The sequence below is a fragment of the Clostridium merdae genome (assembly GCF_900176635.1).
Taxonomy (GTDB): Bacteria; Bacillota; Clostridia; order Oscillospirales; family Acutalibacteraceae; genus Faecalispora; species Faecalispora merdae.
This window is the reverse complement of the sequence record NZ_FXLN01000004.1, coordinates 845384-871593: the sequence shown is the minus strand read 5'-3', so window position 1 is coordinate 871593 and position 26210 is coordinate 845384. Positions and strand designations below refer to the sequence as shown.

The window sequence follows — 26210 nt, the reverse complement described above, 5'->3', positions numbered from 1 at the left end:
TAATTTCCAGCAGAGTAACCTTTGGTGTTTACACAGTTTAGGAGTTATGCCAATATTTGCGGTCTAGTGAACGGTATTGAACCGCTTCAGCGGCGTGGCGTGGTTCTATGGTATCGCTATTATCCAAATCCGCTATAGTACGAGAGATTTTTAGTACACGGTCAAACGCTCTTGCCGAAAGACTCATGCGCTCAAATGCGGTTTTCAGCAATGTTTGGGCACTCGGGCTCAATCGGCACGCCTGGTGCAATAAATCTGGAGTAATGCGTGCGTTGCAGGTGATTCCAGTTCCACGAAAACGCTGGTTTTGCCTTTCTCTAGCGGCGTTTACCCGTTCGCGAATTCTTGCGGAGGTTTCTGCTTTGTCACAGGAAGAAAGCACGTCGAACTCAACAGGGGGAACCTCTACGTGTAAATCGAGTCGGTCTAAAAGTGGGCCAGAGATTTTACCAAGGTAACGATCTACGACCTTAGAGGAACAAACGCAAGACCTTGTTGGGTGGCCAAAGTAACCGCAAGGGCAGGGGTTCATTGCCGCTACAAGCATTACGGAGCTGGGGTAGGTAACACTGCCACTCACTCGTGAAATGGTTACGATTCCATCCTCAAGCGGCTGGCGTAGCACCTCCATTGTATCTCGGTGGAATTCCGGCAGTTCATCCAAAAACAGCACGCCGTTATGCGCCAGTGAGATTTCTCCGGGGCGCACGATGGTTCCCCCTCCCGAAAGACCGGCAGGGGAAATGGTGTGGTGTGGCGAGCGGAAGGGACGCTCCCATATTAAGGTGCTCTCCTTTGGGAGTGTTCCGGCAACTGAATAAATCTGTGTGGTTGTAATGGCTTCGTCGAGGGTCATATCTGGTAAAATGGATGGCACACGTTTTGCAAGCATGCTTTTACCAGAACCGGGAGGGCCGATTAATAGAACGTTATGGCTTCCGCTGGCTGCTATTTCTAAGGCTCGCTTTGCTGCTTCCTGCCCGCGTACCTCCGCAAAATCAGGGAGTAGGGAGGGGGTATTTCTGCCGGTAAAGGGATCGGCAGTGCAGGGCAAAATGAGTCTTTGCCCGGTTAGGTGCATCACCAAAGATGATACATCCTTTACCGGGTACACACGCAGCCCCTCCACAACGGCGCCCTCCGGTGCATTTTCAGCGGGAACAAACAGCTCTGTAATTCCGGCCTCCTTTGCAGCGAGAGCCATGGGTAAAACTCCCTTTACGGGGCGAACTTCACCGGAGAGCGATAGCTCCCCTACCATAGCACAGTGCCCAACATTCCCCTCCAATTGTCCGGAGGCATAAAGAAGAGCTGCCAAAACCGGCAAATCATAAATAGGCCCTTCTTTTCGTTTGTCGGCGGGTGCCAAATTAACAGTGATTTTAGTAACCGGGTATGTAAACCCACAATTTTTCAGTGCAGAACGCACTCGGTCACGAGATTCTTTTACGGCGGCGTCTGGAAGTCCTACCAATTCAAACGAAGGAAGACCATTTGAAAGATCGGCCTCGACTTTTACTAAAAAAGCATTCATACCGTGCAGCCCTAGGCTGTATAAAAAGGATACCAAAAAAATCCCCCCTAAATAATCATTTCATTATAACGAACATTTTAAGCTATTTCCATAAATTGGGAAAAATTTGCACATCAAAAAGCTCGTATTTTAGCAAATAAAGAAAAATTTTGTGCGTGTATTACTATTTTTACAATTAAATACAAATAATTTTGTAATTTTTATTGACTTTAATGAGAAAAGAGTGTAAAATAAAACCATAAAGAATCGCTGATACCTGAGGTGCTTATTTTGTTTAATCAATTGCCGGAACTTTCTGACCAGCAAGTAGCAGAGCTAGTAAACGAAGGAAATATGGATGCTTTCGTTGAATTAACGGCGCGCTACATGGGGTTGATACGAGGGAAAGCCTCTGCGTTCCGAGGGGTGCCGATTGACGCTGAAGATTTGTACCAGGAGGGGCTGTTAGGCTTGTTGCATGCGGCACACAGCTACCGTTCCAGTGGTTCTGCCAGTTTTAAAACGTATGCAGGTGTTTGTATTTATCATCAAATGGTAACGGCGTGCCGATCAGCACTTAGCCGAAAAAATTTACCTTTACATAATTTTGTTTCTTTTCATGATGCGGAGCAGAATGACTGCTGGACAACTTCGCTTATGTCCGATCAAATTGCCAATCCGGAAACATTGTTGATTGACAGGGAAAACTTGGAAGGACTACGAGCCCGTATCAATCAAAGCTTGTCTAAAATGGAGCAGGAAGTGCTATTTTTATATTTAAATGGTTGCACGTACCAAGAGATCGCACAAAAACAAGCGGTAACTGTAAAAGCAGTGGATAATGCGATTCAAAGGGTGCGTAAAAAACTGAAAAATCCATTTTAGTCTAGACTATGCCCGGGTAGCTTACGTAGAGCGTTGGTAATCAAAGGAGTCGGTGCGAATCCGTCTAAGGGCAAATATCTTTATTCAAAGCGAGGTATCATCAAATGTACGAGGACAAGACTCTCATATGCAAAGAGTGCGGCGCGGAATTTGTTTTTACAGCCGGTGAGCAGGAGTTTTATGCAGCTAAGGGTTTCGTAAATGAGCCCCAGCGTTGCAAGAGCTGCCGCGACAACCGTAAAAATGCAGCGAAACCAGAACGTGAAATGTTTGTGGCAACTTGCGCATCTTGTGGTAAAGAAGCAAAGGTTCCGTTTAAGCCCCGTGAAGATCGCCCGGTTTATTGCAGCGAATGCTTTGCAAAAATGAGAGAAGAAGACTAATAAAATGCGAGCGATTAACACCCCTGCGTGAAACGCAGGGGTGTTTTTTGTAGTATGCACGGGGATTGATTTTTTTACTTTCGGGTATTATAATGAAAAGAGTTTAAAAAACGGAGGACAATATATATGGCAGACGTAAAAATTACAAAGGATACCGTGATTGGCGATATTCTTGATTTAGATGAAACTACCGCACCTTTCTTTTTGGAGATGGGTATGCACTGCCTGGGCTGCCCGGCTTCTCGTGGTGAATCCATTGAGCAGGCCTGCATGGTACACGGTGTAGACCCCGCTATTCTTTTAGAAAAGCTGAACGCACACCTTGGTGCGAAATAAGCAAAAAGAATCCGCTATTATCGCCGCCCGGCAGTTTCTTTGCCCGGGCGGTTCTTTTGTAGGGTGAGAGGGAGCATCCTTGTCACCGAATAACGGGGAGGAATTGTGTGAGCAGACCTTTATTTCAACTAGATGCAAGGCTTCAGCTATGTGCAAATTTTGTAAGGCCGGGCGCAAAACTGGTAGACATTGGTACCGACCATGCCTATTTGCCCGTTTGGCTGGAAAAGCAGGGCCTTATACGCTCGGCAGTGGCGGCAGATATTCGCAGTGGCCCGCTGGCGAATGCAGAAGAAAACTTAAGACGGTATGAAACAGAACATATTACGGTTCGTATGTCGAATGGATTGGAAGCGATACTGCCGGAAGAAGCAGAAGACATTGTAATTGCGGGAATGGGCGGCGAATTAATTGCTCAAATCCTCGCGCAAGTACCGTGGGTAAGACAAGAGGAACGCCGCCTGATTTTACAGCCGATGACCTGTGCCCCTGAGCTCCGGGAGTACCTACGAAACAATGGCTTTGTTGTGTTACAGGAAGAAGCGGTAGAGTCGCGGAGCCATGTATACAGTGTTATGCTGGTGCAATGGCAAAAAGAGCCGGTCGTTACCGGGGAATGGTACCCGTATATCGGAATTCTTCAGCCCAATACTCCTGCTGCTTACCGATACATTCAAAAACAAGTTTCGTCGTTACGCGCTCGCGGACAAGGCCTAAAGGAGAAAGAGCCAAAAGAATCGGCTCAACTGTTACAAATAGCAGATCAATTGGAACAACTTATACCAAAGGAGGATGTAAAATGAAAATGGTTACCTCTGGCGATATTTATGATTTTATCAATGTTTCTGCTCCATTTCATACTGCAATGGGTTTTGATAACGTGGGGATGCTTGTTGGGGAACGGCAAACGCCGCTGTCTACCGTGTTACTCGCGCTAGACATCACTTCGAAAGTAGTGCAAGAGGCAGCGCAACTCGGTGCAGAGCTGATTATAAGCCATCATCCGGTTATTTTTCAGCCGTTTCGCCGTATGAGCCCTCAAGATGTTCCGTATCTGCTGGCTCAGTTTGGAATAGGCGCTATTTGTGCTCACACCAATTTGGATTTTGCCCCGGGCGGAGTGAATACCTGCCTTGCCGAAGCGCTGGGTCTTACCAATATAGAAGGGCTCAAGCCCTATGGAGGTGACGGACTTTGGGAAGGCCTTGTTGGGAATCTTACTCAGGATTTAACTCCCGTTGCATTTGCACAGTATGTAAAGCAGAGTTTGTTTTGTGCCGGATTAAAATATGTAGATGGCGGCAAAGCAATTAAAAAGGTTGCCTTATGTGGCGGTGCCGGTGCAGATTTGCTCGAAGATGCATTCCATGCCGGAGTCGATGCCTTTGTTACAGCAGATACCAAGCACCATCAATTGCTGTTAGCACAAGAGCTTGGCATCACACTCGTTGATGCCGGTCATTTTAATACGGAGGATATTGTGATTCTGCCTTTAAAAAATAGTTTGCAGGAGCAATTCCCAACCGTACATTTTGAAAAATCTAAGGTGCTGTGCGATCCTGCACAATACCTATAAGGGGGTGCCCCAATGGCTTTAGACGGGGCTTTTTTAAGACATATATCGCAGGAATTAGAGCAATCGGCACAGGGTGCAAGGGTAGAGAAAATATACCAGCCCAATCGGGAAGAGATGGTTTTTGTTCTTCGTACCCGTGCAGAGCAGTTTAAGCTATTAATTTCAGCTCGTGCCAATAGTGCACGAATCCATTTTACAAAGTTTGTACCAGAAAACCCAAAACAGCCGCCCATGCTTTGTATGCTCATGCGCAAACGGCTCTCAGGAGCTAAACTTGTACAAATTCGTCAGCCGCAGCTCGAGAGACTTTTGTTTTTAGATTTTGATGCAGTAAATGAACTCGGTGATTTCGTACGCCTTACGGTAGTAACAGAAATCATGGGGCGTTACAGCAACATTATTTTAGTAGATGAAGACGGCCGCATTGTAGATGCGCTCAAAAGAGTAGACCCCGAAATGACCTCTGAACGCCTTGTGCTTCCGGGGCTTCGCTATGAGCTTCCTCCGGCTCAGGGCAAGCTGTGTTTGTTAGAAGTTGAGCCAAAGCAGGTAATTACCGCTTTACAAATGCAGTTAAAAGAAATGGAGCTTTCAAAGGCGCTACTCTCCGTTTTGCAGGGAGTCTCACCCATTGTGTGCCGTGAAATACAGCACCGGGTCGGCAGGGGAGAGCAGCTAATGCTTCAGCAATTGACAGATTCACACAGAGAGCGGTTAGAGTTCTTTTTGGGTCGCTTAAAGCAAGAGATTGAACAGTGCTCTGGAACACCACACCTTGTTCTTGGGTCAGATAAAAAACCGATGGATTTTACCTTCTTACGCCCGGAGCAATATGGTACCAGTGCGGTGGTTCGCGAATATAGCAGCACTTCTGAATTGCTGGACGCTTTCTATGAGGAACGAGATCACATTGACCGAATGCGAGTACGAGAACAGGATCTGTTACGTCATTTAACTACGATTTCAGACCGTCTCAGCAGAAAAATCAATGCGCAGCGGGCGGAACTGGCGCAATGTGCGGAACGCGAGCATCTGCGAATTTGTGGCGATTTGCTCAATGCCAACTTATATCAAATCGAAGCAGGCCTGTCTAGCGTTGAATTGGAAAACTACTACGAAGAATCTCTACCTAAAATCCGCATTCGATTAGACCCTCGATTAACTCCAGCTCAAAATGCGCAGAAATACTATAAAGATTACCGCAAAGCGCGTACAGCAGAAGAGAAGCTTACAGAGCAGATTGCCCACGCACAGCATGAGCTGCTTTATTTAGATTCGGTACTGGAGGAACTAAGCCGTGCGGTAACGGAGCGGGATTTAATGGAGGTTCGCCAAGAGCTACAGGAGCAGGGATACCTAAAAGCACCGAAAGGTAGTAAACAAAAGCCTGCTGCTGCAGCTGCGCCACTGGAATTTACCGTTTCAGATGGGTTTCAGGTTTTGGTTGGCCGGAACAACAAACAGAACGACCGCTTAACGCTGAAGCTGGCGAATAATAATGATATTTGGTTTCATACCAAAAACATTCCCGGCTCGCACACGATATTAATAACAGATGGAAGGATCCCCACAGAAGCTGCTTTACGGGATGCTGCCCGCTTGGCTGCCTTTCACAGTAAAGGGAAGTCTTCTTCTCAGGTTCCAGTGGATTACACACAGGTACGCCATGTACACAAGCCAGCTGGAGCAAAACCCGGCATGGTTATATACGATAATTACCACACCATGTATGTAACGCCTCAGGAAGAATAAAAGAGAAGCCTCCGAAAGAATTCGGAGGCTTTTTTTAAAACGAGATTGTATTACGTGTTAAGGCCTGTAATGGTAAGGTTTGCCTGCACTGGAGATGTGCCATAGTTTACTGTCGCTCCAGAGTTGTTGAATAGCGAGAACGTAGTGGGAGATCCCGTAACGGTTAATAGAACACTACCACTCAGCTGTAATGTGATGAGTGGAGATGGTGAGCTGGAGAACACGGACGGGAAAATACTGCCGCTTAATACACGAATACCAAAGTTTACAAAAGAGGCTGCACCTGCGCCATCCGTATTTACCCACCAATTGATAAGGTAATTGCCCGGCTGCTGGATGGTGAATATTCCGCCAGCATAGGTGATACCCGCTGATGGAGCATTGATTGTCGTATCAAATACCACGTTGGCATTATCTGCTACTGTGTCTCCACTGCTCCCCTGAAGCTGAACCAGCAAGCCAGCAAGAGCGGCAACTGGACCAGTAGGGCCTGTGGGGCCTGTGGGGCCTGTGGGGCCTGTGGGACCTGTTGGGCCTATTACGCCATCCGCACCGGTTGGGCCTGTGGGGCCAATCGCGCCAGTAGCACCAATTGCACCCGTTGGACCTGTGGGTCCTGTTGGGCCTGTTGCACCAGTTAGTCCAATTGCACCAGTTGGACCTGTTGGGCCGATTGCACCGGTTGCACCAATTGCTCCAGTGGGGCCGGTAGGACCCGTTGGGCCGATTGCGCCAGTAGCACCAATCGCACCGGTTGGACCTGTGGGGCCTGTTGCACCGGTTAGACCAATTGCTCCGGTCGGGCCAGTAGGACCAATCGCGCCAGTTGCACCGGTTGCACCAGTAGGACCTGTGGGACCAGTTGCACCAGTTAGACCAATAGCTCCAGTTGGGCCTGTGGGGCCAGTAGGACCAGTCGGGCCTGTTGCGCCAGTAAAGCCAATTGCTCCGGTCGGGCCAGTAGGACCTGTTGGGCCTGTGGGACCTGTTGGGCCACCAGAAGGGCCTGTGGGACCCGTTGGACCTGTGGGGCCAATTGGGTTACAACAGCATACAGGCTCGCATGAGCAGCAAGGGTCGTAGCCTTTATATATTCTCATTTCGGGTTCATAACATGCCATTCACTCTACCCTCATTTACTATAAAGTTACCTTCTAAATAAAAGGTACATACCATCATATGTGATTTTTTGTATGGTGGACACATATACTGTACAACCTTTGGAAGTTAAGTAAAGAAAATAGCGAATTATTTTCAGAATAATAGTAAGATAATTTTCATAAGAAAATAAGAAGGATTCCTTGTGATGCCCTATCTTTTCTGCTACAATATGGTAAGATGAGGTTTCGTTCCAATAAATTAGTATTGGAAAAGAGAAAGTGCGGTGAAATAGAGTGGTTGATGAGCGTTTTGAAAAATACAAAATCTTAATTATTGAAGATAGTTTATTTAATCAGACGCTATTAAGAAAAATTCTTCAAGATAAGTATATGATAGAAACTGCATCTACCGTACAAAAGGCCATGGAAAAAATAGGTACATTCGAACCGCACCTGATTTTACTAGATATTATACTGCCGGAGGCAAATGGCTTCGATGTTTTAAAAAACTTGAAGCAATTGGAACATACACGGAATATTCCTGTCATTATTATTACCGGCCTTGAACGTGATGAGGATGAAGAAAAGGGCTTTTTATTAGGAGCCGTAGATTATATTAAGCGACCGTTTAAAAATGCGATTGTTCTGGCAAGAGTAAACACTCAAATTCATATTATTGAACAAATACGAATGATTGAACAGCTTAGCTTAATGGATGGCTTAACGAAAATTGCAAATAGGCGTGCATTTGATATTCAGCTTCAATACGAATGGAACCGAGCAGTGCGAGAACAAAGCTGGTTGAGCATGATGATGCTGGATGTAGATAAGTTTAAGGAATATAACGATACTTATGGGCATCGCCATGGGGATTTTATGCTGCAAACGGTTGCTCAAACGCTCAAGCAGGATTTGCAGCAAGTAACCGATTTTATTTACCGCTATGGCGGCGATGAGTTTGCTGTGCTTCTTCCGGGTCTGGATGCTCCGAGAGCAAGAGAGATTGGGAAAAAACTAGTTGCCAGTGTAGGGGATATGCTGTTTTCGGCTGTCGGCGAGCAAAATCTGTGTGCGCATACGATTAGTCTGGGAACCGCGACCATGCAGCCGCAAGCCAATCAGTTACCTGCAATGCTAATAGAGCGTGCAGATAAAAAGCTATATTTAGCAAAGCAAAATGGAAGAAACCAAGCGCAGTGCGAATAAGTAGAAGCGTATGAGAGTAGAATCTCTTATGCGCTTCTTTTTTTCTATCAATTTATCGTAATTAAAGTAACTAGCTTTTAAACCTATTAAAATAGTATATGCTGTGTGTTGGACGAGTGCATAAATTAAAAAAGATAAGGCAAACAGCTTTCGCTGTCTGCCTTATCCAATCCCATTGCTGGGTAGCTAAATCAAGTTCAATAAGAAAGTGGTAAATTACTGGAGGAGCTTGAGAACATTCTGGGGCTGCTGGTTGGCCTGAGCCAGCATGGACTGTGCAGCCTGAGTAAGAACGTTGTTCTTGGTCATCTCCATCATTTCCTTCGCCATGTCGACGTCGCGTACGCGGCTCTCGGCACTGGTCAGGTTTTCGCTGGTCACACCCAAGTTGTTCACGGTGTGCTCGAGACGGTTCTGCAAAGCACCAAGGTCAGCACGAGTACCGGAAACGGTGTTAATTGCATTATCAATTGCAGTAATAGCATCCAAAGCATGTTCCTGTGAATCTACAAGGACAGTATCAACAGATAAGCCAGCAGCACTCATATTGCCAATATTCAGTGAAACTGATTGTGCTGCAGCGTTATCCGGGCCAATTTGCAATTTTAATGCATTATTTGAAGCGTTAGCAGTGGTTGTCGCATCTGTAGTGGCAGCAGTCGTTGCAGTTGCACCAAGAGTAATTGCACCATCAAAATGAACTGAAAAGTTTGTGAATTTAGCAGCTGTTGCAGAATTTGCATCATTAACATTTACTGCAGATGCCGCTTTGTCACGGACAGCTTGGGTAATTTGTTCTGCAGTATAAGAACCACCGGCGGTTTTAGTGCCTAATTTAATGCTTACACCATTTGTAGCATCAAATGTAACATCAATACCATCATCTTCGACAGTTGCATCACCTGCCATATTGATCTTTACTCCAGCAGCAGCATTATCGGACTGATAGGTAACTGCAGTAGTACCAATGGTTACTCCGGATGATTTAGCGCCTTGTGTCAGTGTACCATCCAGAAGATTAATTTTGTTAAAGTTTGTCGATGCAGAAATTCTGTTGATTTCGGCCTTCAGAGCTTCAACTTCTTTAGTAATGTTCTCACGGTCAACGGTATCCTGATATGTACCGTTAGAGGACTGAGTAGCCAGTTCCTTCATTCTTTGCAGAATGCTATGAGTCTCATTCAGAGCGCCTTCAGCAGTCTGAATCAAAGAGATACCATCGTTCGCATTGTTGGAAGCCTGATCGAGGCCACGAATCTGGGAACGCATCTTCTCAGAAATAGCAAGACCAGCAGCGTCGTCGCCTGCACGGTTGATTTTATAACCGGAAGAGAGTTTCTCCAAGTTCTTGGCAACACTGTTGTTGTTGATGCCGAGCTGTCTGTTCGCATTAATCGCAGAAATGTTGTGTTGAATACGCATAATTTTTTCCTCCTGAATTTTGTTTTATTCCACAGGTGAAGCCCTGCGGTATAGGGAAAGGGCGTCCATGCCCTAGCCTGTTTATTTATGCACCACTCCCACAAGGCGGGCCCTGCCGTTGGGAGAAGATACCGTAAGGACTGCGAACCGTTTTTATTTTGGTTCTAATCTATATTTCGGTGTGATACGAGAAAAGTTTAGTATCTTTTCGCAAGAAAATTTTATTTTTTCTTTAATAAGCCTTTTAGCTCGTTCAAGGTTTGTTCCTGCAGTCGTTCTCCCGCTTCGCGGTTGATGGAGGCTGTCTCTAGCAGCTCTTTGCGGGTAATACGAATCTCTTTCGGCGCGCTAATCGCCAGCTTTACGCGATCGCCGCTAATTTCAGAAATTCGAATTTCAATTTCGTCGCCAATGAGAATGGATTCTGCTTCTTTTCTGCTAATTACCAGCAAATGAATTCCCTCCCTTTCATTAGCGGCTGTCAAAAAGTCGATAGCGCAAAGGATATGCTGCATCCTCCAAAATAACCTGCTTTGCAAGCTGCGTAGCAATGTTAATCACAATCGGGGCTTTTAAATTCGCCACGGAGTCCGAGAGAGGGGTGCGAATCACTGCAATCACCAAAAAACATAAATTTTCTGGTTGTGGGTTACCCAATTGCTCTAAGTCTTTTGGCGATATTTGAGGATTATATTCCTCGCAAATTGTAAAAGGATCCATTACAATAAAGGAAGGAATCTGGTCTTCGTTGGCAGCCGTCAGGCTCCAGAGTACATTTTCTTCATCTTCATGGAACAAACGGTATTTATGAATTTCCTCAAAGCCCAATAAGCCCTCCGGAAATGTAATCATATTACGGGATTCCTGATTCGTTTCCATATCCGTTTACTCCTATCAGCTCATATAATCAATAAAAGATTTGCTGAGAATTTTTGTGCCCATGGAAAGTGCCGCATTGTAGGCGTATTGCTGCATGTAATAGTCCATCATCGCGTTGCCGGGGTCAAGGTATTCAATGTCTTCGGCACGCTCGAGCAACGCATCTCCCATAGCAACCAAGTTTGTTTTCATGGTACCTAAAAAGTTGGATTTTGAACCAGATTCTGTAATTTTACCAAGCAGCGCATCTGCTTGTTTCCCGAATTGATCCAAATAAGGCTTTATGCTTTCCATTGAAAAGCTGTCACTTTTAAGTTGGTCTGCAATCTGCCCCATAAGAGTATACAAGTTATTGGATACTCCGGATTCCGATTGACCATAGCCCATAAAGGAAAGGCCGGGAATCGCAGAATTAAAGGCACTTTGTGAGTTGATTGTAGTACTGCCTGCTTCTGATGTCGTTTTTAGACCCATTCCCAAATTGACCAGAACCTCTTCATTTGCGAGAGACTTTAGGCCGTCCTCGCCAATGGAGCTGACCAATGGGGTTGCAACGAGTTCTTCATAGCCGCTACCATTTGGAATAGCAATAGAACGGTTCATATCTCCGGTGATACGAATGTTTGAAAAATCAATATCATCGTACCCTTTGATTAGATTTAATAAATCCTGGTTTGTTTTATATTTTGATAAATCAGCCTCAATGGTTATCATTTTACTATCTACGGAAACAGAAACCTTCGTAGGGTCACCTGAATTAGTGGTTCCCTTTACCTTTAGCACAAAACCATCCACAGTTGTAACGGCCTGTGGGGGTGTGTCGTTAGACATTACAACGCTACCATCTGATTTCTTTAATCCGTCTCCACCAAACTCAATGAGTGTCCCATTAAAATTTGCAGCTGGGCCATTTTCCAGCTTACCGGTATTTACATTAATTCCACGGTATAGCAATTCCCCGCTCTCACTTACGGAAAAGGGTGCATCGGTCATTTCCGTTCCACCGAATAGGTACTTTTCAGCGAACTTCGTATTCAAAGGAGAAAGAAAAGCCTGCTGCATTTGCTGCATTTTATCTGCAATAATTTTACGGTCACTTTCCGACATGGTGCCCGTAATGGCCTGTATAACATCGCCGCTCTCTGCACTACTTACAATACTGTAAATAGATTGCATTGCACTCTGGGCGGTCATCAATTGGCTTTCTACATCTCCCAAAGTATCTTGGTAGGTTTCATTTTCGGCTGATTCTCTGCGAAGTCGATAGAGCTTTGTCGCATCGAACGGATTTTCAGAGGTTTTTTCAAAGCTGCGAAAATTCGTTGCCCTTCTGGCTGCAAGATTAAAATTGCTTAGCGACGTATTGAGGTTTTTGGTATATTGACCGGCAATCATGCCCATGGTAATTCTCATGTTGCGTTACCCTCCGTTCGATTCATATTTAGCGGCCAACAATGCCCATTCGATTGATAATGGTGTCAAGAGCTTCATCCATTGTAGTCATAAAGCGGGAGGAGGCCGTAAGTGCCTGGTTGTACATAACCAGATTAATTCCTTCTTCGTTTAAGTCAACAGAAGAAATGGCTGCCCTCTGGGTGCTAATAGTATTTAGGTTCGAAACATACGTGTCGTTTGCATTCAACGCAGTTTTAATATCGAGACCAAGTGTGGTAGATACTTTTGAAACAAATGAGTTCATGGAAGAAGTAAATAGAGAAATTCCGTCATCCGTTGAAAAGGTTCTTTCTTTTTGGAATTGGAGCACCATGTAAAGAATGTTTTTGCCGCTGCTTTCGTTATTCACGCCTTCCAGCGTTTCTTCTTTTGATGCAGTAATGTAATTGCCAGTTGCCTTGCTCCATTCATCTGAAATGACAATGTTTGCAGCTGTAATCGGTTTCCCCGCGCCGTCACTGGATGAGAATAGTGGTTTCTCCGATTTAATTGTTTTCGTTTTTGTTGGGTCATCCGGGTCTGTAATGGTAGTCGTTACTGAATTTACATCGTTTAAGGTTTTTGCTAAGTCCTGAGCAAACTGGTCAAGTATTTTCTCGTAGTAACCAATGCCCCGGGTGGTGGTAGCCAGCGAACTGGCAGTCACTTCAGTCGCTGGGTCTCCAACAGAAACTTTTCCGCCTGCATGTGCGTCGTATTCACCGTTGTCATTTAGCATCGATAAATAACCGCCAAACACGCCACTCGTTAATTTGTCATTAAATACATGAGAAGAGCCGTCTGTATTTTTAACAAGCTCTCCATTAAACCCACGCATGTACACAGAAACGTTCAATTCCTTTGTTTTGTATACGTGAGAATTTCCATCTTTGTCATCGCCTACGTACTCTATTTTATCTTTATCTTGAGCAGCCTCAAATTGCACGTATTCATCATTATCAATTAATTGAATAGTGTCGTTTCCACTTACAAGATGGACCTGCATTTCTTCTACTGTTCGTCCGGCGCCAATAGAAACCGAGTTGCTCGAAATTCGAATGTTAAACTGCTGGCTAAGCTCGTCCAAAAGCATGTTGCGCTGATCGCGTAGCTCCAAAGCAGGAACCTGCGAAATGTCGCAGCTTTTTATTTCACGGTTCAGCTGTGCAATGTTTTTTAGCAGGCTATTTGCAGAATCAACTCCAGAACTTAGAAAAGAATCTGTTTCTTGCTTGCGAACCTGCGAAAGCTGCGTAGAAGCATTGTGAAAAGCTTGCGTAAGAAGAAGCGCAGAGTTTTTTACAACGGTTTCTAAGTTTGTGTCAGCAGGGGAGCCTGCCAATGTATTTAATTGCTTGATGAAATCGGTAATTTGGCTGTTGATGCCGTTTTTATTGATTTCATCGAATAAATCTTCTACATTACTCAGTGTATTTGCCTCGGTTGCCGATTGTGTTACTTTACCGCTTTCTAGGCGATAGCGAACATCGAGGTACGGGTCTCGCATCTGCGAAACCCCTTTGGATTCTACTCCTCCTCCAATTGCTAAGTCCGAAGCGTTTGCATACCGCTTGCCGCTGCCGGAGGAGCCAACCGCATAAGAGTCTAAACGTTGCCGGGTATAGGCGCCCGTAGTGCTGTTAGAAGCGTTAGCCATATTCTGACCGGTAATCCTTAGATTGTATTGTGCATTTTGAATTCCGCTACGTGCCACATAATAAGAAGAAAAACTAGATGCCATATTAATGCGCTCCTTATACTTTTTTTGAGATAAAGCCGCTGGATTTCGTCTCTTCCTTGGCCTTTGCGTCATATTGCTTTTGCAGCTCGGGCTGCTTGTTCATCTTTTTCAACGCTGCGTCCACCCTGCGAAGACGCAGCTCCGTTAAATAGTTACAGCGCGAATTCATTTCTTTCAGTTCCATGGTTATATTCGATAATTCTTCGAATAGCTTTTCAGCTTGCGCTTTTACTTCAGGGTCAAAGTGCGGAAGGAGCTCGCGAAAGGTTGCCGCTGGAACATCCACACGTTTTAACAAACGTTCGCGTTCTGCTTCCATTCCTTTTGAGCGAAGCATGAATACTTCTTCTGCTTTTACGTGTTCATTTATTTTATTAATCTGCCCTTGGGCAATGTCTTGGTATTTCTGTGTTTCTAATACGAAGAATTCTTGAAACAGTGCCAGATAACGATTTAGGAAGTCAACAAACTCCACCGATAATTCCCGATTCATCCGATCGCTCCTTCTATTTGGGGATAGCCGCAGAAGCCGCTATTGGGCAGGGAAAGCAGACTGGTCAAATGCTATGGTCAAGCAAAAGACCAGCCAGCTCTAAAGAATCTATATTGTATTCACCGGCTTCGATTTTAGCTTTGAGTTCTACTAAAAACTCTTCGCTTTTTTCCTGGTGCAAGCTTTTCACAATTTGTTCCTTTGCCTGCACAAGGGTGGGGCGCTCTGCCTGCGAGCGCTGAGAAATCTCGATGGTGTCGCGTCTGGCCGGAGCAGAAATTTTATCTAACTTTGCTCCGTTTGATTGCTGTCGGTTCAGCTCACTGCTTTGTGCCGCTTTATTTACATAGCCGCTATTCGCTGTGTTAGACACGTATCCTGGATTCTCAATTCTCATGTTACTCACCTCATACAAATAATATCGGCACAAACACATAACAGTTTAGTGGCTTTTTCTAGAACTCAAAATATTATTTTTAATTTGTTTTCAGCGTATTTTTATTAGTAAAATGATGTATGATTAAACGCAGCAATAATAGTGGTTATTTTTTCCTTTTCCCATACATTAATAGATATTGTTTTAACAGTCAATTTGAAAGGAAAATAATGTAGAAATATTAGGTTAAAGTTTGCAGAAATAAGTTGACTATTGTCGATTCGATGTATATAATTAGTTTAAATCCAGTCACAAAAACTTAACAGTTTATACAAAAAACAAAGTCAGATAAGACTCAATTTGTTTTCCTGCAAATTAAAATTTTTTATTGAATATTGATAAAAAATGATTTGGAAAGTGAGAGATGAAAGATGGATTGGCTGAATAGTGTTCCCATTACCCTCTTAACGAAAGATTTGGATGGGCTTTGGACGCGGCAGCAGGCTATTTCCAGTAATTTAACAAACTGGGAGACTCCTGGGTATAAAAGCAAGGAGGTAAGCTTTGAAGAAGAACTGCAAAAGAGCTTATCTTCTCAGCAGAAGCGATCAGAACGGGCACGAGCAATCGAAAACACGCAGCCTCAAATTACAGTTTCACAAGCATTGTCTCAAAGAATGGACGGCAATAATGTCGATGTTATTCAGCAAAACACGGAATTAACCCGAACACAGTTTAACTACATGTATTCAATGCGAGAACTTTCCGACTATTTTTCAAGGCTTCGTTATGTAATTACAGAGGGCAGAAGCTAAAAAACAGAAAGGACTAAATAATTATGGCGTTTTTAAGTTCTTTAAATATTAGCGCTTCTGCTTTGACGGCGGAGAGCTTTCGTATGGATGTAATTTCTGAAAATATTGCAAACGCAACCAATACACGTACTGAAAATGGCGGTACCTACCGCAGGAAGATGGTCGTGTTACAAGCACAAGGTGAAGACCGAACTCGTTTTCGCCGCATTTTTAGCGACCAGCTTCAGGCTGCACAAGGGGTACAGGTAACGCAAGTAGCAGAAGATACCAGCGCTTTTACTCCGGTATATGACCCAACTCATCCGGATGCAAATGCCGAAGGGTATGTGATGATGCCAAATGTAGACCCGGTAAAAGAAACATTAGACATGATGGCGGCAACCCGTGCCTATGAGGCGAATCTTACAGCGTTTAATGCTGTGAAAAATATGGCTACGAAAGCTTTGGAGATGGGGAGATAAATCAGGATGATGATTACACCGATTCAGCCGATAGGTTCATTAGATGCAGTTGAAAAAACTGCTTTGGCCGATAAAGCGCAGCTACCTTTTCAGTCTTTTTTTCAAGATGCGGTGAACAATGTAAAAGAAACGGACTATGCTGTTCAAGATGAGATTTACAAGCTGGCTACCGGTCAATCTGATGATTTACACAATATTGTAATTGCATCACAAAAAGCCACTATGTCCGTTCAGCTTTTGGTTCAATTAAGAAATAAGGCGTTGGACGCTTATAATGAAGTGATGAGAATGAGTGTTTAGTTCTCAGGCTTCGTTGCATTCATAACTACATTTGTTTTGGAAAGGCGTCTGTCAGGGTGAACCATGAATGAGCAAGTGAAAAAGTATATAGATCCCATTAAAACGTTCTGGGGTAATTTAACTAAGAAAAGAAAAATTATATTTGTTGGCGGCATGGCAGGAGTTGTATTGATTGCTGTAATTGCCGCATATTTATTGAACCGCCAGCCTTTTGTTGTGCTATACCCGGGCTTGGAACACCAGGAAGCCGTAGCGGTAATGACAGAACTTGGCAATCGTGGCGTGGCCTATGAAGAGAAGAACGGTACCATTTCAGTACCGAAAAACCAAGAAAATTCTCTGCGTATGGATTTGGCGAATATGGGTTACCCAAAATCTGGCCCCAATTACGACTTCTTTACGAAGAATACCGATGTCATGACAACAGATTATGAGAAAAAAACAATTGAAAAATTTCAGCTGAACCAAAGGCTGGAAGATGTAATTCAAACGCTTGACGGTGTGAAAAGTGCCAATGTTACCATTAGTATTCCGGAAGAAAACACATACGCTTGGAGCCAAGATTCCGCAAAGGCGACTGCTTCGGTATCGATTACGATGTACGGGGAAAATGCATTGAATACCAAGCAGGTAAACGGTATTAAGCAATTGGTATCAAAAAGTGTACCGAACCTTACCACAGAGAATGTAGCGATTATTGATACTGCCAGTGGTGAAGAGCTCGGCTCTACAAGTGACGGCAGCAGCAGTCAAGTAGACATATCGCAGTTTAAAAGGACCATTGAAAAAGCATACGAAAACGATGTGGAAAGTAGCGTAATGAAGGTACTTGGCCCTGTTTTTGGTGCCAATAATGTGGGAGTCACTGCGAAAAGTGTGATGGATGTTGATAAAAAGGTTCAAGAAATTATCACTTACAAACCGTCCGCGGATGGTTCAAACACAGGGATTGTGAGTGAATCCTCTCAAACAACACAGCAGGAACGCGCAAACGGTGGTACCGGCGGAGCGGCCGGGGCGGAAACCAACTCCGATGTTACTACGTATCCTGGTGTAAAGGTGGATGGAAACACCATTTACGCAAAAGATGAAAAATCGTATAAATATTTGGTTAGTCAGGTAAAGGAGCAAGTTCAAGGGGACGCGGCAAGCATCAAAGATTTAACGATTTCTGTCGTAATCAATCAAGAGATGATGAACGATACCCAAAAAACACAGATCGCCGATTTGGTTGCACATGCTGCCGCCATTGATGCTTCTAAGGTGGTCGTGTATAATGCTCCATTTGCTGAAAAACCAGCTACACCAGCGAATGCAAATGGTCTCATTACACCCGAAATGACCCGAATTCTGATTTTTGTCGGTATCGGTGCGGCGGCGTTGCTTCTGCTGATTATCATTCTGCTGGCTGTAACAAAGTCCAGAAAGAGAAAAATGGTGGAGGCAGAGGGTGAAGAAATCTCCGTGCCTGAGGAATTCTACGAGTTGACGCCGGTCAGCAGTCAGAATCCGGAGGAAGAAGCAGAGGAGGATCCGGAAGCCTTGGCCAGAGAAAAGGCAAGAAAGGAAGCCGAAGATGCTCTCCGCAGCAAACGAGAGGCTTTGGAGGCTCTTGAGAAATCCCGCGAAGTTCGGTCGGGCAAAGAGGAAGTTTTGCGTGGCAAGCTGAAAGATTTTGCCTCACAAAATCCGGAAATTGCGGCCCAGTTAATTAGAACATGGCTGAGGGGTGATGACTTTAATGAGTGATACAAAATTAGCAGGACCTCAGAAAGCCGCATCCGTAATTGTTGCGATCGGCGTAGAAAATGCCTCGAAACTTTATAAATACCTAAAAGAGGATGAGGTTGAGCAGTTAACCTTTGAAATAGCAAGGCTCGACCAGCTTTCTGCAGATGATGTTGAGAATACACTGGATAATTTTTACCAGGTGTGTTTAACGCAAAAGGTCATTACGGAAGGCGGCGTAGAATACGCCCGTAATGTACTTGAAAAAGCGTATGGCTCACAAATGGCTGCTTCTTTGCTGGAGAGAGTAACTCGCAATTTAAGAACCAAGGTGTTCGAGTTCATTCGTAAGGCGGACTATAAAAATATTATTGCAATTATTCAAAATGAGCACCCACAAACAATTGCGTTGATTCTTTCTTATACCAGTGCCGACCAAGCGGCGAGCGTCATCGGGGAATTGCCAAAGGATATTCGGCTTGAGGTTGTAGAGCGAATTGCAATGATGGACCGAACTTCGCCAGAGGTTGTAAAGATTGTAGAGCAAAATCTCGAGAAAAAGTTCTCGTCTCTTATGTCTTTGGATTTCACCGAAATTGGCGGTGTCAATTACATTGCAGATATTATGAACAATATGGACAGAGCGAACGAAAAGTATATTTTCGACGAGCTCACCCGCAAGGATGCGGCATTGTGCGAAGAAATTCGCAAGAGAATGTTTGTGTTCGAAGATATTACTGCTTTGGACGATATGTCGATTCAGCGTTTCCTTCGCGAAGTGGATTCCAAAGACCTTGTTTTTGCGCTCAAGGGTGCCAACAAAGAGGTTGCCGAAACCATTTTCAAGAATATGTCTACCCGTTCCAGCGAAAGTGTTCGCTCCGACCTGGAGTACACCCACAATGTCAGGCTGCGTGATGTGGAAGAAGCTCAGCAGCGAATTGTTGGTATCATCCGCCGGTTGGAGAGCGAAGGCGAGTTAGTGATTACGAAGGGCGGAAAGGATGAGTTCATTGCCTAACGTTATCAAGGCTTCGCAATATTCCGATTCTCGTGTGCGTAATGCCAGTCTTTCCGAACTTGTTTCCAGCCAAAGGCATAGTGAAGAAACGCAGCTTTCTGCAGTTCTTGAGGAGTCTGGGCATAGCCAAGAAGCCATTTTGCAACAGGCTTTGGAGCAGGCAAAGAACATTATGGAGAACGCCCGCAGCTTTACTATGAGTCAGCTTCGTGAATCTGCTGCGCAGATGAATGAAGAGGCTGCCCGTATGAAGACGGCTGGGTATCAAGAGGGGTTTTCCAAGGGCAATACAGAGGGGCTTGAACAAGGCCGCGCGCAAGGGTATGAGGCCGGATACGCACAGGGTTTGCAAGACGGCCATGAAGCGGGGCTGCAAAATCTGCAAGAACAGATTCTGCAAAACAGAGATGAAATTACCCGTTTATTAGAAGATTTGGAACAGGCCAAAGAAAAGATAATCGAAGAGTTTCGTACTGGTATTGAAGAGCTGTCTATGCACATTGCCCGCAAGGTACTGCACCAAGAGATTCGCAGCCCAGAGGTTTTCCCCGCAGTTGTTTCTGCTGTGCTGGAAGAATACCGTGATCAAGAGTGGGCTTGCATAAATGTATCTCCCGCAACCGCGGAGCTACTGCAATCGGATGCGGAGCTTATGGAGCGACTTCAGACCGTGTCTAAAAATCTTCGCATTATACCGTGTGACACGATGAGTGATACTGATTGTCAAATCGATTTACCGGATCGGCAGTTGGATGCCGGCGTAGAATCACAGCTATCAGAAATATCTTACGAGTTGCATTTCTAAAAATTAAGAGGTTTAAGAAAGGAGGAGAGCAAATTGACGCGGGAAGAACGGTTGCAACGCCTTTCAGAAATTGATTCCGTGGTTTGCAAGGGAAAAGTGACAAATATTGTTGGCTCAATGATTGAGGCCAGCGGAATATCTGCCAATGTTGGCGATATTTGCACCATTGACGGATTACAAGGCTCTCCTCCAGTTTTGTCTGAAGCGGTTGGCTTTAAAAACGGCAATGTATTGTTAGTTGCATATGGAGATGTAAAAGGAGTAGGGCTCGGCAGTTTGGTTCGTTCCACTGGGCATAAATTGCAAATACCTGTTGGAGATTTTCTCATTGGAAGAATTATTGATGCAACTGGCTGCCCAATCGATGGTAAGGGAGAATTCCCTGAGGGACAACAATACGGCGTAGACTCAAGCTACATTAACCCCTTAGAACGGCCACGTATTAGTGAGCGTCTGAATTTTGGCATTAAGACCATTGATGGTATGTTAACCATTGGAAAAGGCCAGAGAATGGGAATATTTGCGGGAAGTGGTGTTGGCAAAAGTACTCTTATGGGTATGATTGCCCGCAATGTAACCGCAGATGTGAATGTAATTGCTCTTGTTGGGGAGCGCGGGCGTGAGGTTGCTGAGTTTATGGAAAAAGACCTTGGCCCAGAAGGCCTTGCGCGTTCTGTTTTAGTGGTTGCTACTTCAGACCAACCCGCAATGTACCGCCTGAAATGCGCAATGGTAGCGACTGCCGTTGCAGAGTATTTTAAGGATCAAGGTAAGGATGTTCTACTGATGATGGACTCCCTAACTCGCTTTGCGATGGCTCACCGCGAAATAGGACTAGCTGCCGGGGAACCACCGATTGCCCGCGGGTATACACCGGGCATTTATGCAGAGCTTCCAAAGCTCTTGGAGCGAAGCGGCAACTTTAAGCAGGGCTCCATTACCGGTATCTATACTGTTTTGGTAGAGGGTGACGATACCAATGAGCCTATCTCCGATACCGTACGTGGTATTATAGATGGACACATTGTGTTGAGCAGAGCGATGGCGCATAAAAATCATTACCCTGCAATCGATGTAAACGGCAGTGTTTCCCGTTTGATGAACGACATTGCATCTGAGGAGCACAAACAAGCGGCGGCAAAAATTCGCAACTGGTTGTCTGTTTATCGGCAAAACGAAGACCTTATTTCGATTGGCGCATACAAGCCGGGGCTCAATTTTCGCTTGGATGAGTCAGTAAAAAAGATGGAAGACATCAATCAGTTTTTGTGCCAGCAAGTAAATGAAAGCTATTTATTTGAAGACACCCTTCAGATAATGAAAGAGATGTAACATGAAAAAATTTGTTTTTTCTTTGGAAAAGGTGCTTCGTTTTCATGAGCAAGAGCTGGATGTGAAAAAGCAAGAGCTTGCCGCAATCAAAGCCAGCCTGCACCAGCTGGATTTAAAAATCCAGCAAAAAAAGCTTGAATTGGTTCAGTTAAATCAAGAAATGTCTCGTGCAATTACGGTGGGCCTCAACGCCAGAGATTTAGCAGTGTATAAAATGTATTTTCGAACGGCGGAGCATGAAATTCGCCAGTTGGAAGAACAGCGAGCGGATCTGCAAATTAAGGCGGACGAAAAACAAGAAAGCGTCGTTCAAACCAACCAAGAGATTTCTGGGCTAGAAAAGTTGAAAGATAAACAGCTCGACCAATACAATGCCAGCACCCGTAAACAGCAGGAGTTGGAAATTGAAGAGTTTATTTCACAGAGCATCATGGTTTCTTGAGTGTTTGAAGTTTTTTAGAAAAACAATTATGAAAGGAGGTGAAAAAGATGGTACAGCAAATAAATATTTCAGCAGTGAATCCTCCCAAGGTAGAAGCAAAAGAGAAATGCAAAGCGGAAAGCACCTCGTTTAAAGCTGCTTTAGAAAAAGCAGAAAGCTACAGCGAGGCGGGTGCATCCAATGAATCTGATGTAAAGGCAAGTGCAGAACAGGCTGAAAAGCCAGCAGTGCTTGTTGAGGATGAAACCAAAGCAGATGTTCACCAGCAAAACACAATTTTATCGGCATTGATGCCTTGGCTTTTTACGGAAGATATGCTTTCTTCTCAGCAGGTGGTGCAAAATACGGAGCTTCTTTCTCAAAGTGCTCCAGTTGATGCCGTTACCGGTTTTTCTGAAACACAGCCTGCGGCTACAGCCCAAGGTGGCAATGTGCAAATGCAAACGGAATTTGCCCCGCAAATGCTTACACAGCAGCAGGTTATGCCGCAAACAGCAGCTTTGGTAGAAAATGACCCTGAAACCGCCCTGCCGGTTATAAATAACTCTGTGCAGGTGCAAAAGGCGGCTCTTCCTCTGGAAGGCATGCCTCTTCAGCCTGTTGTTCAAGAAACGGTTGCCCCGCAATATGCCGTGCAAATACCGTTGAAGTCTACTGCTCCAGTGGAGCCAAAACAAAACCAAGTGACTTCTGAGGTATCTGCTCCTCCGTTGCAGATTTCCGGTTCTAATGTTGAAACCCCAGTGCTTCAATTGCTGCAGAACCAGCAGAATGATTTCGGTACAGCTTTGTCTGGTCAGCAACAGCAAACTGGCATGGATTCTTCAAAGGAAGCGACTGAGTCGCAGGGTGAATTTGCAGCATTGTTTGCAAATCAAAATGAGTCAGTTCATTCTTCTGCTACGGTTCCTTCTGCTCCCACTAAAATGTTTGCCGGTACGGCTTCACATTTAACAGATCAAATTCTGAAGAATGTTCAAGCAAAGAACAATAACTTCCGCATGGAGCTTTTCCCGCATAACCTTGGGAAAGTATCGGTCTCTATGAAAATGGAGCAAGGAATGCTAGTTGTTGATATTCTGGCGGATAACCCTAAAACGCAGAGCATTTTAGCGTCCGGTTCGGGAGAGATACGTTCTTTATTGGAGTCTGCAATGGGTCAGCCTGTTCAGGTAACACAGCCGCAGCAGGATGCTCCCGCTTACTACCAGCAGGAACAAGAATCTTCCAACCAACAGCAGGAAAGTCGGCAGAATCAGCAAGAAAGCAAACAGGAGACAACCGAAGATTTTCTCACCGTTCTTGAGCAAATGAAAGAACAAAGCAGAGCTTTATAAAGGAGGTGTCTGATTGGACGTCGGACAAATTAACGCTTATAGTAATACTGCAAAAAAAAGCAGTGCAAAGTCTGCGGCATCTCTCAGCATCGACCAATTTTTAAACCTTCTCGCCGCTCAGCTTTCGAACCAAGATGTACTTAACCCAACGCAGGATACTGAATTTGTTGCTCAAATGGCTCAGTTTACTTCTTTGCAGGCACTCGAAAACTTAAACCAGTATGCAAGCTACCAATATGGCAGCTCACTGATTGGTAAAAGAGTGAGTGTTGCGAAATACGATTCAACAGGTAAGTATATCTCTGACATAGGAATCGTCAGCCAAGCGGATTATTCTTCTGGAGATACAACCGTCACAGTGAATGGTAGGTCTTATGCTCTTACGAACATTATGGAAGTGGTAAACGACGCCAGTTACCAATCGTACCAATACGCTGCATCCCTTGTAGGTAAAAAAGTGGAGGTAAGTGGTTACGATAATGAGGGTAAAGTCGTGCAAAGTACCGGTCTGGTAACTTCTTGCAGCTTTGCTTCCGGTGATGCAATGGTTGTTGTAGACGGTAAAAAATATACTCTTTCTGCTGTGCGCCAAGTAATTTCAGAGACTGCAGGTACAGATACGAATACAAGCGAACCGGGTACCGATTCATCTTCAGATTCCAATACAGATGGCGATAAAACGCCCGCTTCGGAATAATAGAAGCTTGAGTCTTTTTAAGAGGGATATCTCATGAACGATTTAGAGTTTAAGAAAAATTATTCTGCGTTACTGCCGCCAAGCTATGGTGTAAAAAACACCCCGCCTTCCGGCACACAAAAACCGCAGGGAAATCAACAAAACAGTGAGTTTGCAGCACTGGTTCGCCAATCCATTCAAAAAGGCAGCCAACTCAATTTCTCAAAGCATGCCGTGCAAAGGTTGGAGTCACGCTCCATAGAGCTGTCTCCAGAACGCCTTACACAGTTAAGCGGAGCCGTAGAAAAGGCAAGGGAGAAGGGCGTGCGCGAAGCACTGATTATGGATGGGACAACAGCAACCGCATTTATTGTTAACATTCCAAGCAGTACCGTCATTACCATGATGAATGGCGGAGAAATGAAAGAAAATGTTTTTACAAATATTGACGGAGCCGTTATCATGTAACCGGACCTTAAAAGGAAGTTACCGGGCTTTGAATGACAGAGAAGCCCAATGGCTCACGAAATAGAAAGAATGGAGAGAAAACTTCTATGTTAAGATCACTTTTTTCTGGCGTAGCAGGCTTGAAAGCGCACCAGACTAGAATGGACGTTATTGGTAATAACATTGCCAACGTGAATACTTACGGATACAAATCCTCACGAACCACTTTTCGTGATATGTACTATCAGACCATTTCTGCTTCTTCCTCGGCCAGTGGTACCCGCAGCGGCAGCAACGCCTCTCAGGTGGGTTATGGTTCATCGGTTGCATCGGTTGATGTTTTAAACACTCGTACCGGCTTTGCTTCTACCGGAAACTCCATGGATTTGTACATTGATGGCGAGGGCTATTTTGTAGTTAGAGACGGTGCAGGAAATGAACACCTCACGCAGGTGGGTACCTTTGGTTTCGATGGTGCTGGTAATCTAACGGACGGTGCAGGCAACTTTGTATGTGGCTATTCCGTTACGTCGACTAAAAGTTCGGTTAATGTTGGTACTGCTAAAATTGATTTTGGAACAAAAGATGGGACGCTAACCGGTGTGAAAAATGGTACCTATGATGCGGATAATCCAAAGAGTTATCTAGATGGTTTTACGCTAGAAGTCAAGTATGGAACGGGAGATACACACCTTGTTACTGCAGATGCTGATAAGAAAACAATCACGGTAACATTGGCAAAGGACAAAACAACGGAAAAAGATTTAGAAGAAGCATTACAGGGAGATTGGAAAACAGCTGCAGATCCTACGAAGAGTTTTTCCGCTACTAATATTAAAGATTCAAACGGAAAAAAATTAGCACAACCGGGAAAAACGGATCCAGAACAGGATCCTCTCTTATGGAGTGATGTTCTTGCAGTTAGCAATATTAAAGTTGGTAATGCAAAAACAGCTGGAAACAAAGTAACGGCAACCACTGGTAAAATTGCGGAAGAAGCCAACTTTGAAGGTAATAGTGCAGGAGCAGAAAATGTCAAAAAAATTATCAATACCAAAGGTGAAATGAAGAATATCTCAGTTGGTACTGACGGTACAATTACCGGTGAAGATATTGATGGTACGATTCAAATTATCGGCAAAATTGCTCTTGCGAATGTACCGAACCCAGACGCTTTGCAACGCGAGGGGAACTCTTACTACAAAGCAGTGAATAACACTGGTGCAATCACCTATACCGCACCCGGTGAGAGCAATACAGGTGCTTTGAGAAGCGGCGGATTGGAATCGTCTAACGTTGACCTGGCGAATGAATTCTCTGACATGATTATGACGCAGAGAGGCTTCCAGGCAAGCTCTAAAATGATTACCGTAAGTGATGAAATGCTAGAAACATTGGTAAACCTGAAACGTTAATAAATATCGGCTCCTGTTCCTGAACCGGAGAGCTGGTTCGGGAACAGGTGTTTGATTCAAAAGAGGGATGTGCATTATGGTAGAGCTAACAAATTTAAACGGAATCACATTTGTGCTCAACAGCAATCTGATTGAAACCATTGAGTTAATTCCGGAAACCAAGGTAATGACTACGACCGGTAAATATTTTTTAGTGCGAGAAAAGCCGGACGAAGTGGTTGAAAAAGTGATAGAATACAATCGGAAAATATTTCAGAATGTGATTCGCACAGTATAGTGCGGCATATCCCGAGCTTTCCCGGTGCAAGTCGTCCGGATTCTCTGGAACTGTCCTC

29 protein-coding genes are annotated in these 26210 nt (G+C 44.6%); 20 read left to right on the top strand and 9 right to left on the bottom strand.

Features of this window, described 5'->3' with window-relative positions:
- Positions 1-37 precede the first annotated feature (37 nt).
- Positions 38-1570, bottom strand: a complete 1533-nt coding sequence (locus CAN90_RS09745) for a YifB family Mg chelatase-like AAA ATPase (protein WP_085833638.1) — start codon at positions 1568-1570, stop codon at positions 38-40.
- 225 nt (positions 1571-1795) lie between these two features.
- Between CAN90_RS09745 and CAN90_RS09740 the strand changes: the two genes are divergently transcribed.
- The 6 genes from CAN90_RS09740 (at position 1796) to CAN90_RS09715 (ending at position 6445) form a co-directional block, all read left to right on the top strand.
- On the top strand, positions 1796-2398 hold the full coding sequence (locus CAN90_RS09740) for a sigma-70 family RNA polymerase sigma factor (protein ID WP_242953617.1): 603 nt from the start codon (positions 1796-1798) through the stop codon (positions 2396-2398).
- 104 nt (positions 2399-2502) lie between these two features.
- On the top strand, positions 2503-2781 hold the full coding sequence (locus CAN90_RS09735; protein ID WP_085833636.1) for a zinc-ribbon domain containing protein: 279 nt from the start codon (positions 2503-2505) through the stop codon (positions 2779-2781).
- 126 nt (positions 2782-2907) lie between these two features.
- The gene (locus CAN90_RS09730; RefSeq protein ID WP_085833635.1) at positions 2908-3117 is read left to right on the top strand and encodes a DUF1858 domain-containing protein; all 210 of its coding nucleotides are present in this window, start codon (positions 2908-2910) and stop codon (positions 3115-3117) included.
- Between the two features lie 107 nt (positions 3118-3224).
- A complete protein-coding gene (locus CAN90_RS09725) occupies positions 3225-3920 on the top strand; it encodes a class I SAM-dependent methyltransferase (RefSeq protein WP_085833634.1) in 696 nt (231 codons plus the stop codon).
- Positions 3917-4693, top strand: a complete 777-nt coding sequence (locus CAN90_RS09720; RefSeq protein ID WP_085833633.1) for a Nif3-like dinuclear metal center hexameric protein — start codon at positions 3917-3919, stop codon at positions 4691-4693. Before CAN90_RS09725 ends, CAN90_RS09720 begins: the two co-directional genes overlap by 4 nt.
- A gap of 12 nt (positions 4694-4705) precedes the next feature.
- Positions 4706-6445, top strand: coding sequence for an Rqc2 family fibronectin-binding protein (locus CAN90_RS09715; protein WP_085833632.1), 1740 nt, complete (start codon positions 4706-4708; stop codon positions 6443-6445).
- A gap of 50 nt (positions 6446-6495) precedes the next feature.
- On the opposite strand, the gene CAN90_RS09710 is transcribed toward CAN90_RS09715, so the two are convergent.
- Positions 6496-7566: a collagen-like domain-containing protein gene (locus CAN90_RS09710; RefSeq protein ID WP_085833631.1), complete on the bottom strand. Its 1071-nt coding sequence runs from the start codon at positions 7564-7566 to the stop codon at positions 6496-6498.
- Between the two features lie 273 nt (positions 7567-7839).
- On the opposite strand from CAN90_RS09710, the gene CAN90_RS09705 reads away from it, so the two are divergent.
- Positions 7840-8751 (top strand): diguanylate cyclase domain-containing protein, encoded by a 912-nt coding sequence (locus CAN90_RS09705; RefSeq protein ID WP_085833630.1) that lies wholly within the window; start codon positions 7840-7842, stop codon positions 8749-8751.
- 216 nt (positions 8752-8967) lie between these two features.
- Here the strand turns inward: CAN90_RS09705 and CAN90_RS09700 are convergent, their stop codons facing one another.
- From CAN90_RS09700 to CAN90_RS09670, 7 genes are all read right to left on the bottom strand, one after another.
- Positions 8968-10173 carry a flagellin N-terminal helical domain-containing protein gene (locus CAN90_RS09700; protein WP_085833629.1) on the bottom strand — a complete coding sequence of 402 codons (1206 nt, stop codon included), beginning with the start codon at positions 10171-10173 and terminating at the stop codon, positions 8968-8970.
- 221 nt (positions 10174-10394) lie between these two features.
- A complete protein-coding gene (locus CAN90_RS09695) occupies positions 10395-10625 on the bottom strand; it encodes a carbon storage regulator (protein ID WP_085833628.1) in 231 nt (76 codons plus the stop codon).
- A 19-nt stretch (positions 10626-10644) separates the two neighbouring features.
- Positions 10645-11052 (bottom strand): flagellar assembly protein FliW, encoded by a 408-nt coding sequence (gene fliW, locus CAN90_RS09690; RefSeq protein ID WP_085833627.1) that lies wholly within the window; start codon positions 11050-11052, stop codon positions 10645-10647.
- A gap of 15 nt (positions 11053-11067) precedes the next feature.
- Entirely contained in the window at positions 11068-12465 is a 1398-nt protein-coding gene (gene flgL / locus CAN90_RS09685) for a flagellar hook-associated protein FlgL (protein WP_085833626.1), read from the bottom strand.
- Positions 12466-12493: 28 nt separating this feature from the next.
- On the bottom strand, positions 12494-14227 hold the full coding sequence (gene flgK / locus CAN90_RS09680; RefSeq protein WP_085833625.1) for a flagellar hook-associated protein FlgK: 1734 nt from the start codon (positions 14225-14227) through the stop codon (positions 12494-12496).
- A gap of 13 nt (positions 14228-14240) precedes the next feature.
- Positions 14241-14720 carry a flagellar protein FlgN gene (locus CAN90_RS09675; RefSeq protein ID WP_085833624.1) on the bottom strand — a complete coding sequence of 160 codons (480 nt, stop codon included), beginning with the start codon at positions 14718-14720 and terminating at the stop codon, positions 14241-14243.
- A 64-nt stretch (positions 14721-14784) separates the two neighbouring features.
- Positions 14785-15117, bottom strand: a complete 333-nt coding sequence (locus CAN90_RS09670) for a flagellar biosynthesis anti-sigma factor FlgM (RefSeq protein WP_085833623.1) — start codon at positions 15115-15117, stop codon at positions 14785-14787.
- Positions 15118-15527: 410 nt separating this feature from the next.
- On the opposite strand from CAN90_RS09670, the gene flgB reads away from it, so the two are divergent.
- From flgB to CAN90_RS09605, 13 genes are all read left to right on the top strand, one after another.
- Positions 15528-15911, top strand: a complete 384-nt coding sequence (gene flgB / locus CAN90_RS09665) for a flagellar basal body rod protein FlgB (RefSeq protein ID WP_085833622.1) — start codon at positions 15528-15530, stop codon at positions 15909-15911.
- 23 nt (positions 15912-15934) lie between these two features.
- Entirely contained in the window at positions 15935-16372 is a 438-nt protein-coding gene (flgC, locus tag CAN90_RS09660; protein ID WP_085833621.1) for a flagellar basal body rod protein FlgC, read from the top strand.
- A gap of 6 nt (positions 16373-16378) precedes the next feature.
- Complete coding sequence (fliE, locus tag CAN90_RS09655) at positions 16379-16672, top strand: flagellar hook-basal body complex protein FliE (protein WP_085833620.1); 294 nt, start codon at positions 16379-16381, stop codon at positions 16670-16672.
- Between the two features lie 63 nt (positions 16673-16735).
- Positions 16736-18421 (top strand): flagellar basal-body MS-ring/collar protein FliF, encoded by a 1686-nt coding sequence (gene fliF, locus CAN90_RS09650; protein WP_085833619.1) that lies wholly within the window; start codon positions 16736-16738, stop codon positions 18419-18421.
- A complete protein-coding gene (fliG, locus tag CAN90_RS09645) occupies positions 18414-19421 on the top strand; it encodes a flagellar motor switch protein FliG (protein WP_085833618.1) in 1008 nt (335 codons plus the stop codon). The genes fliF and fliG overlap by 8 nt, the downstream gene beginning before the upstream one ends.
- Positions 19414-20226, top strand: a complete 813-nt coding sequence (locus CAN90_RS09640) for a FliH/SctL family protein (RefSeq protein ID WP_085833617.1) — start codon at positions 19414-19416, stop codon at positions 20224-20226. Before fliG ends, CAN90_RS09640 begins: the two co-directional genes overlap by 8 nt.
- A gap of 33 nt (positions 20227-20259) precedes the next feature.
- Positions 20260-21558, top strand: a complete 1299-nt coding sequence (gene fliI, locus CAN90_RS09635; RefSeq protein ID WP_085833616.1) for a flagellar protein export ATPase FliI — start codon at positions 20260-20262, stop codon at positions 21556-21558.
- 1 nt (position 21559) lies between these two features.
- Entirely contained in the window at positions 21560-22000 is a 441-nt protein-coding gene (gene fliJ, locus CAN90_RS09630; protein WP_085833615.1) for a flagellar export protein FliJ, read from the top strand.
- A 47-nt stretch (positions 22001-22047) separates the two neighbouring features.
- Positions 22048-23337: a flagellar hook-length control protein FliK gene (locus tag CAN90_RS09625; protein WP_085833614.1), complete on the top strand. Its 1290-nt coding sequence runs from the start codon at positions 22048-22050 to the stop codon at positions 23335-23337.
- 13 nt (positions 23338-23350) lie between these two features.
- On the top strand, positions 23351-24034 hold the full coding sequence (locus tag CAN90_RS09620) for a flagellar hook capping FlgD N-terminal domain-containing protein (RefSeq protein WP_085833613.1): 684 nt from the start codon (positions 23351-23353) through the stop codon (positions 24032-24034).
- Between the two features lie 33 nt (positions 24035-24067).
- Entirely contained in the window at positions 24068-24481 is a 414-nt protein-coding gene (locus tag CAN90_RS09615; RefSeq protein WP_085833612.1) for a TIGR02530 family flagellar biosynthesis protein, read from the top strand.
- An 86-nt stretch (positions 24482-24567) separates the two neighbouring features.
- Positions 24568-25875 carry a flagellar hook protein FlgE gene (locus CAN90_RS09610; protein ID WP_085834331.1) on the top strand — a complete coding sequence of 436 codons (1308 nt, stop codon included), beginning with the start codon at positions 24568-24570 and terminating at the stop codon, positions 25873-25875.
- Positions 25876-25951: 76 nt separating this feature from the next.
- Positions 25952-26152 carry a flagellar FlbD family protein gene (locus CAN90_RS09605; RefSeq protein ID WP_085833611.1) on the top strand — a complete coding sequence of 67 codons (201 nt, stop codon included), beginning with the start codon at positions 25952-25954 and terminating at the stop codon, positions 26150-26152.
- Positions 26153-26210 lie beyond the last annotated feature (58 nt).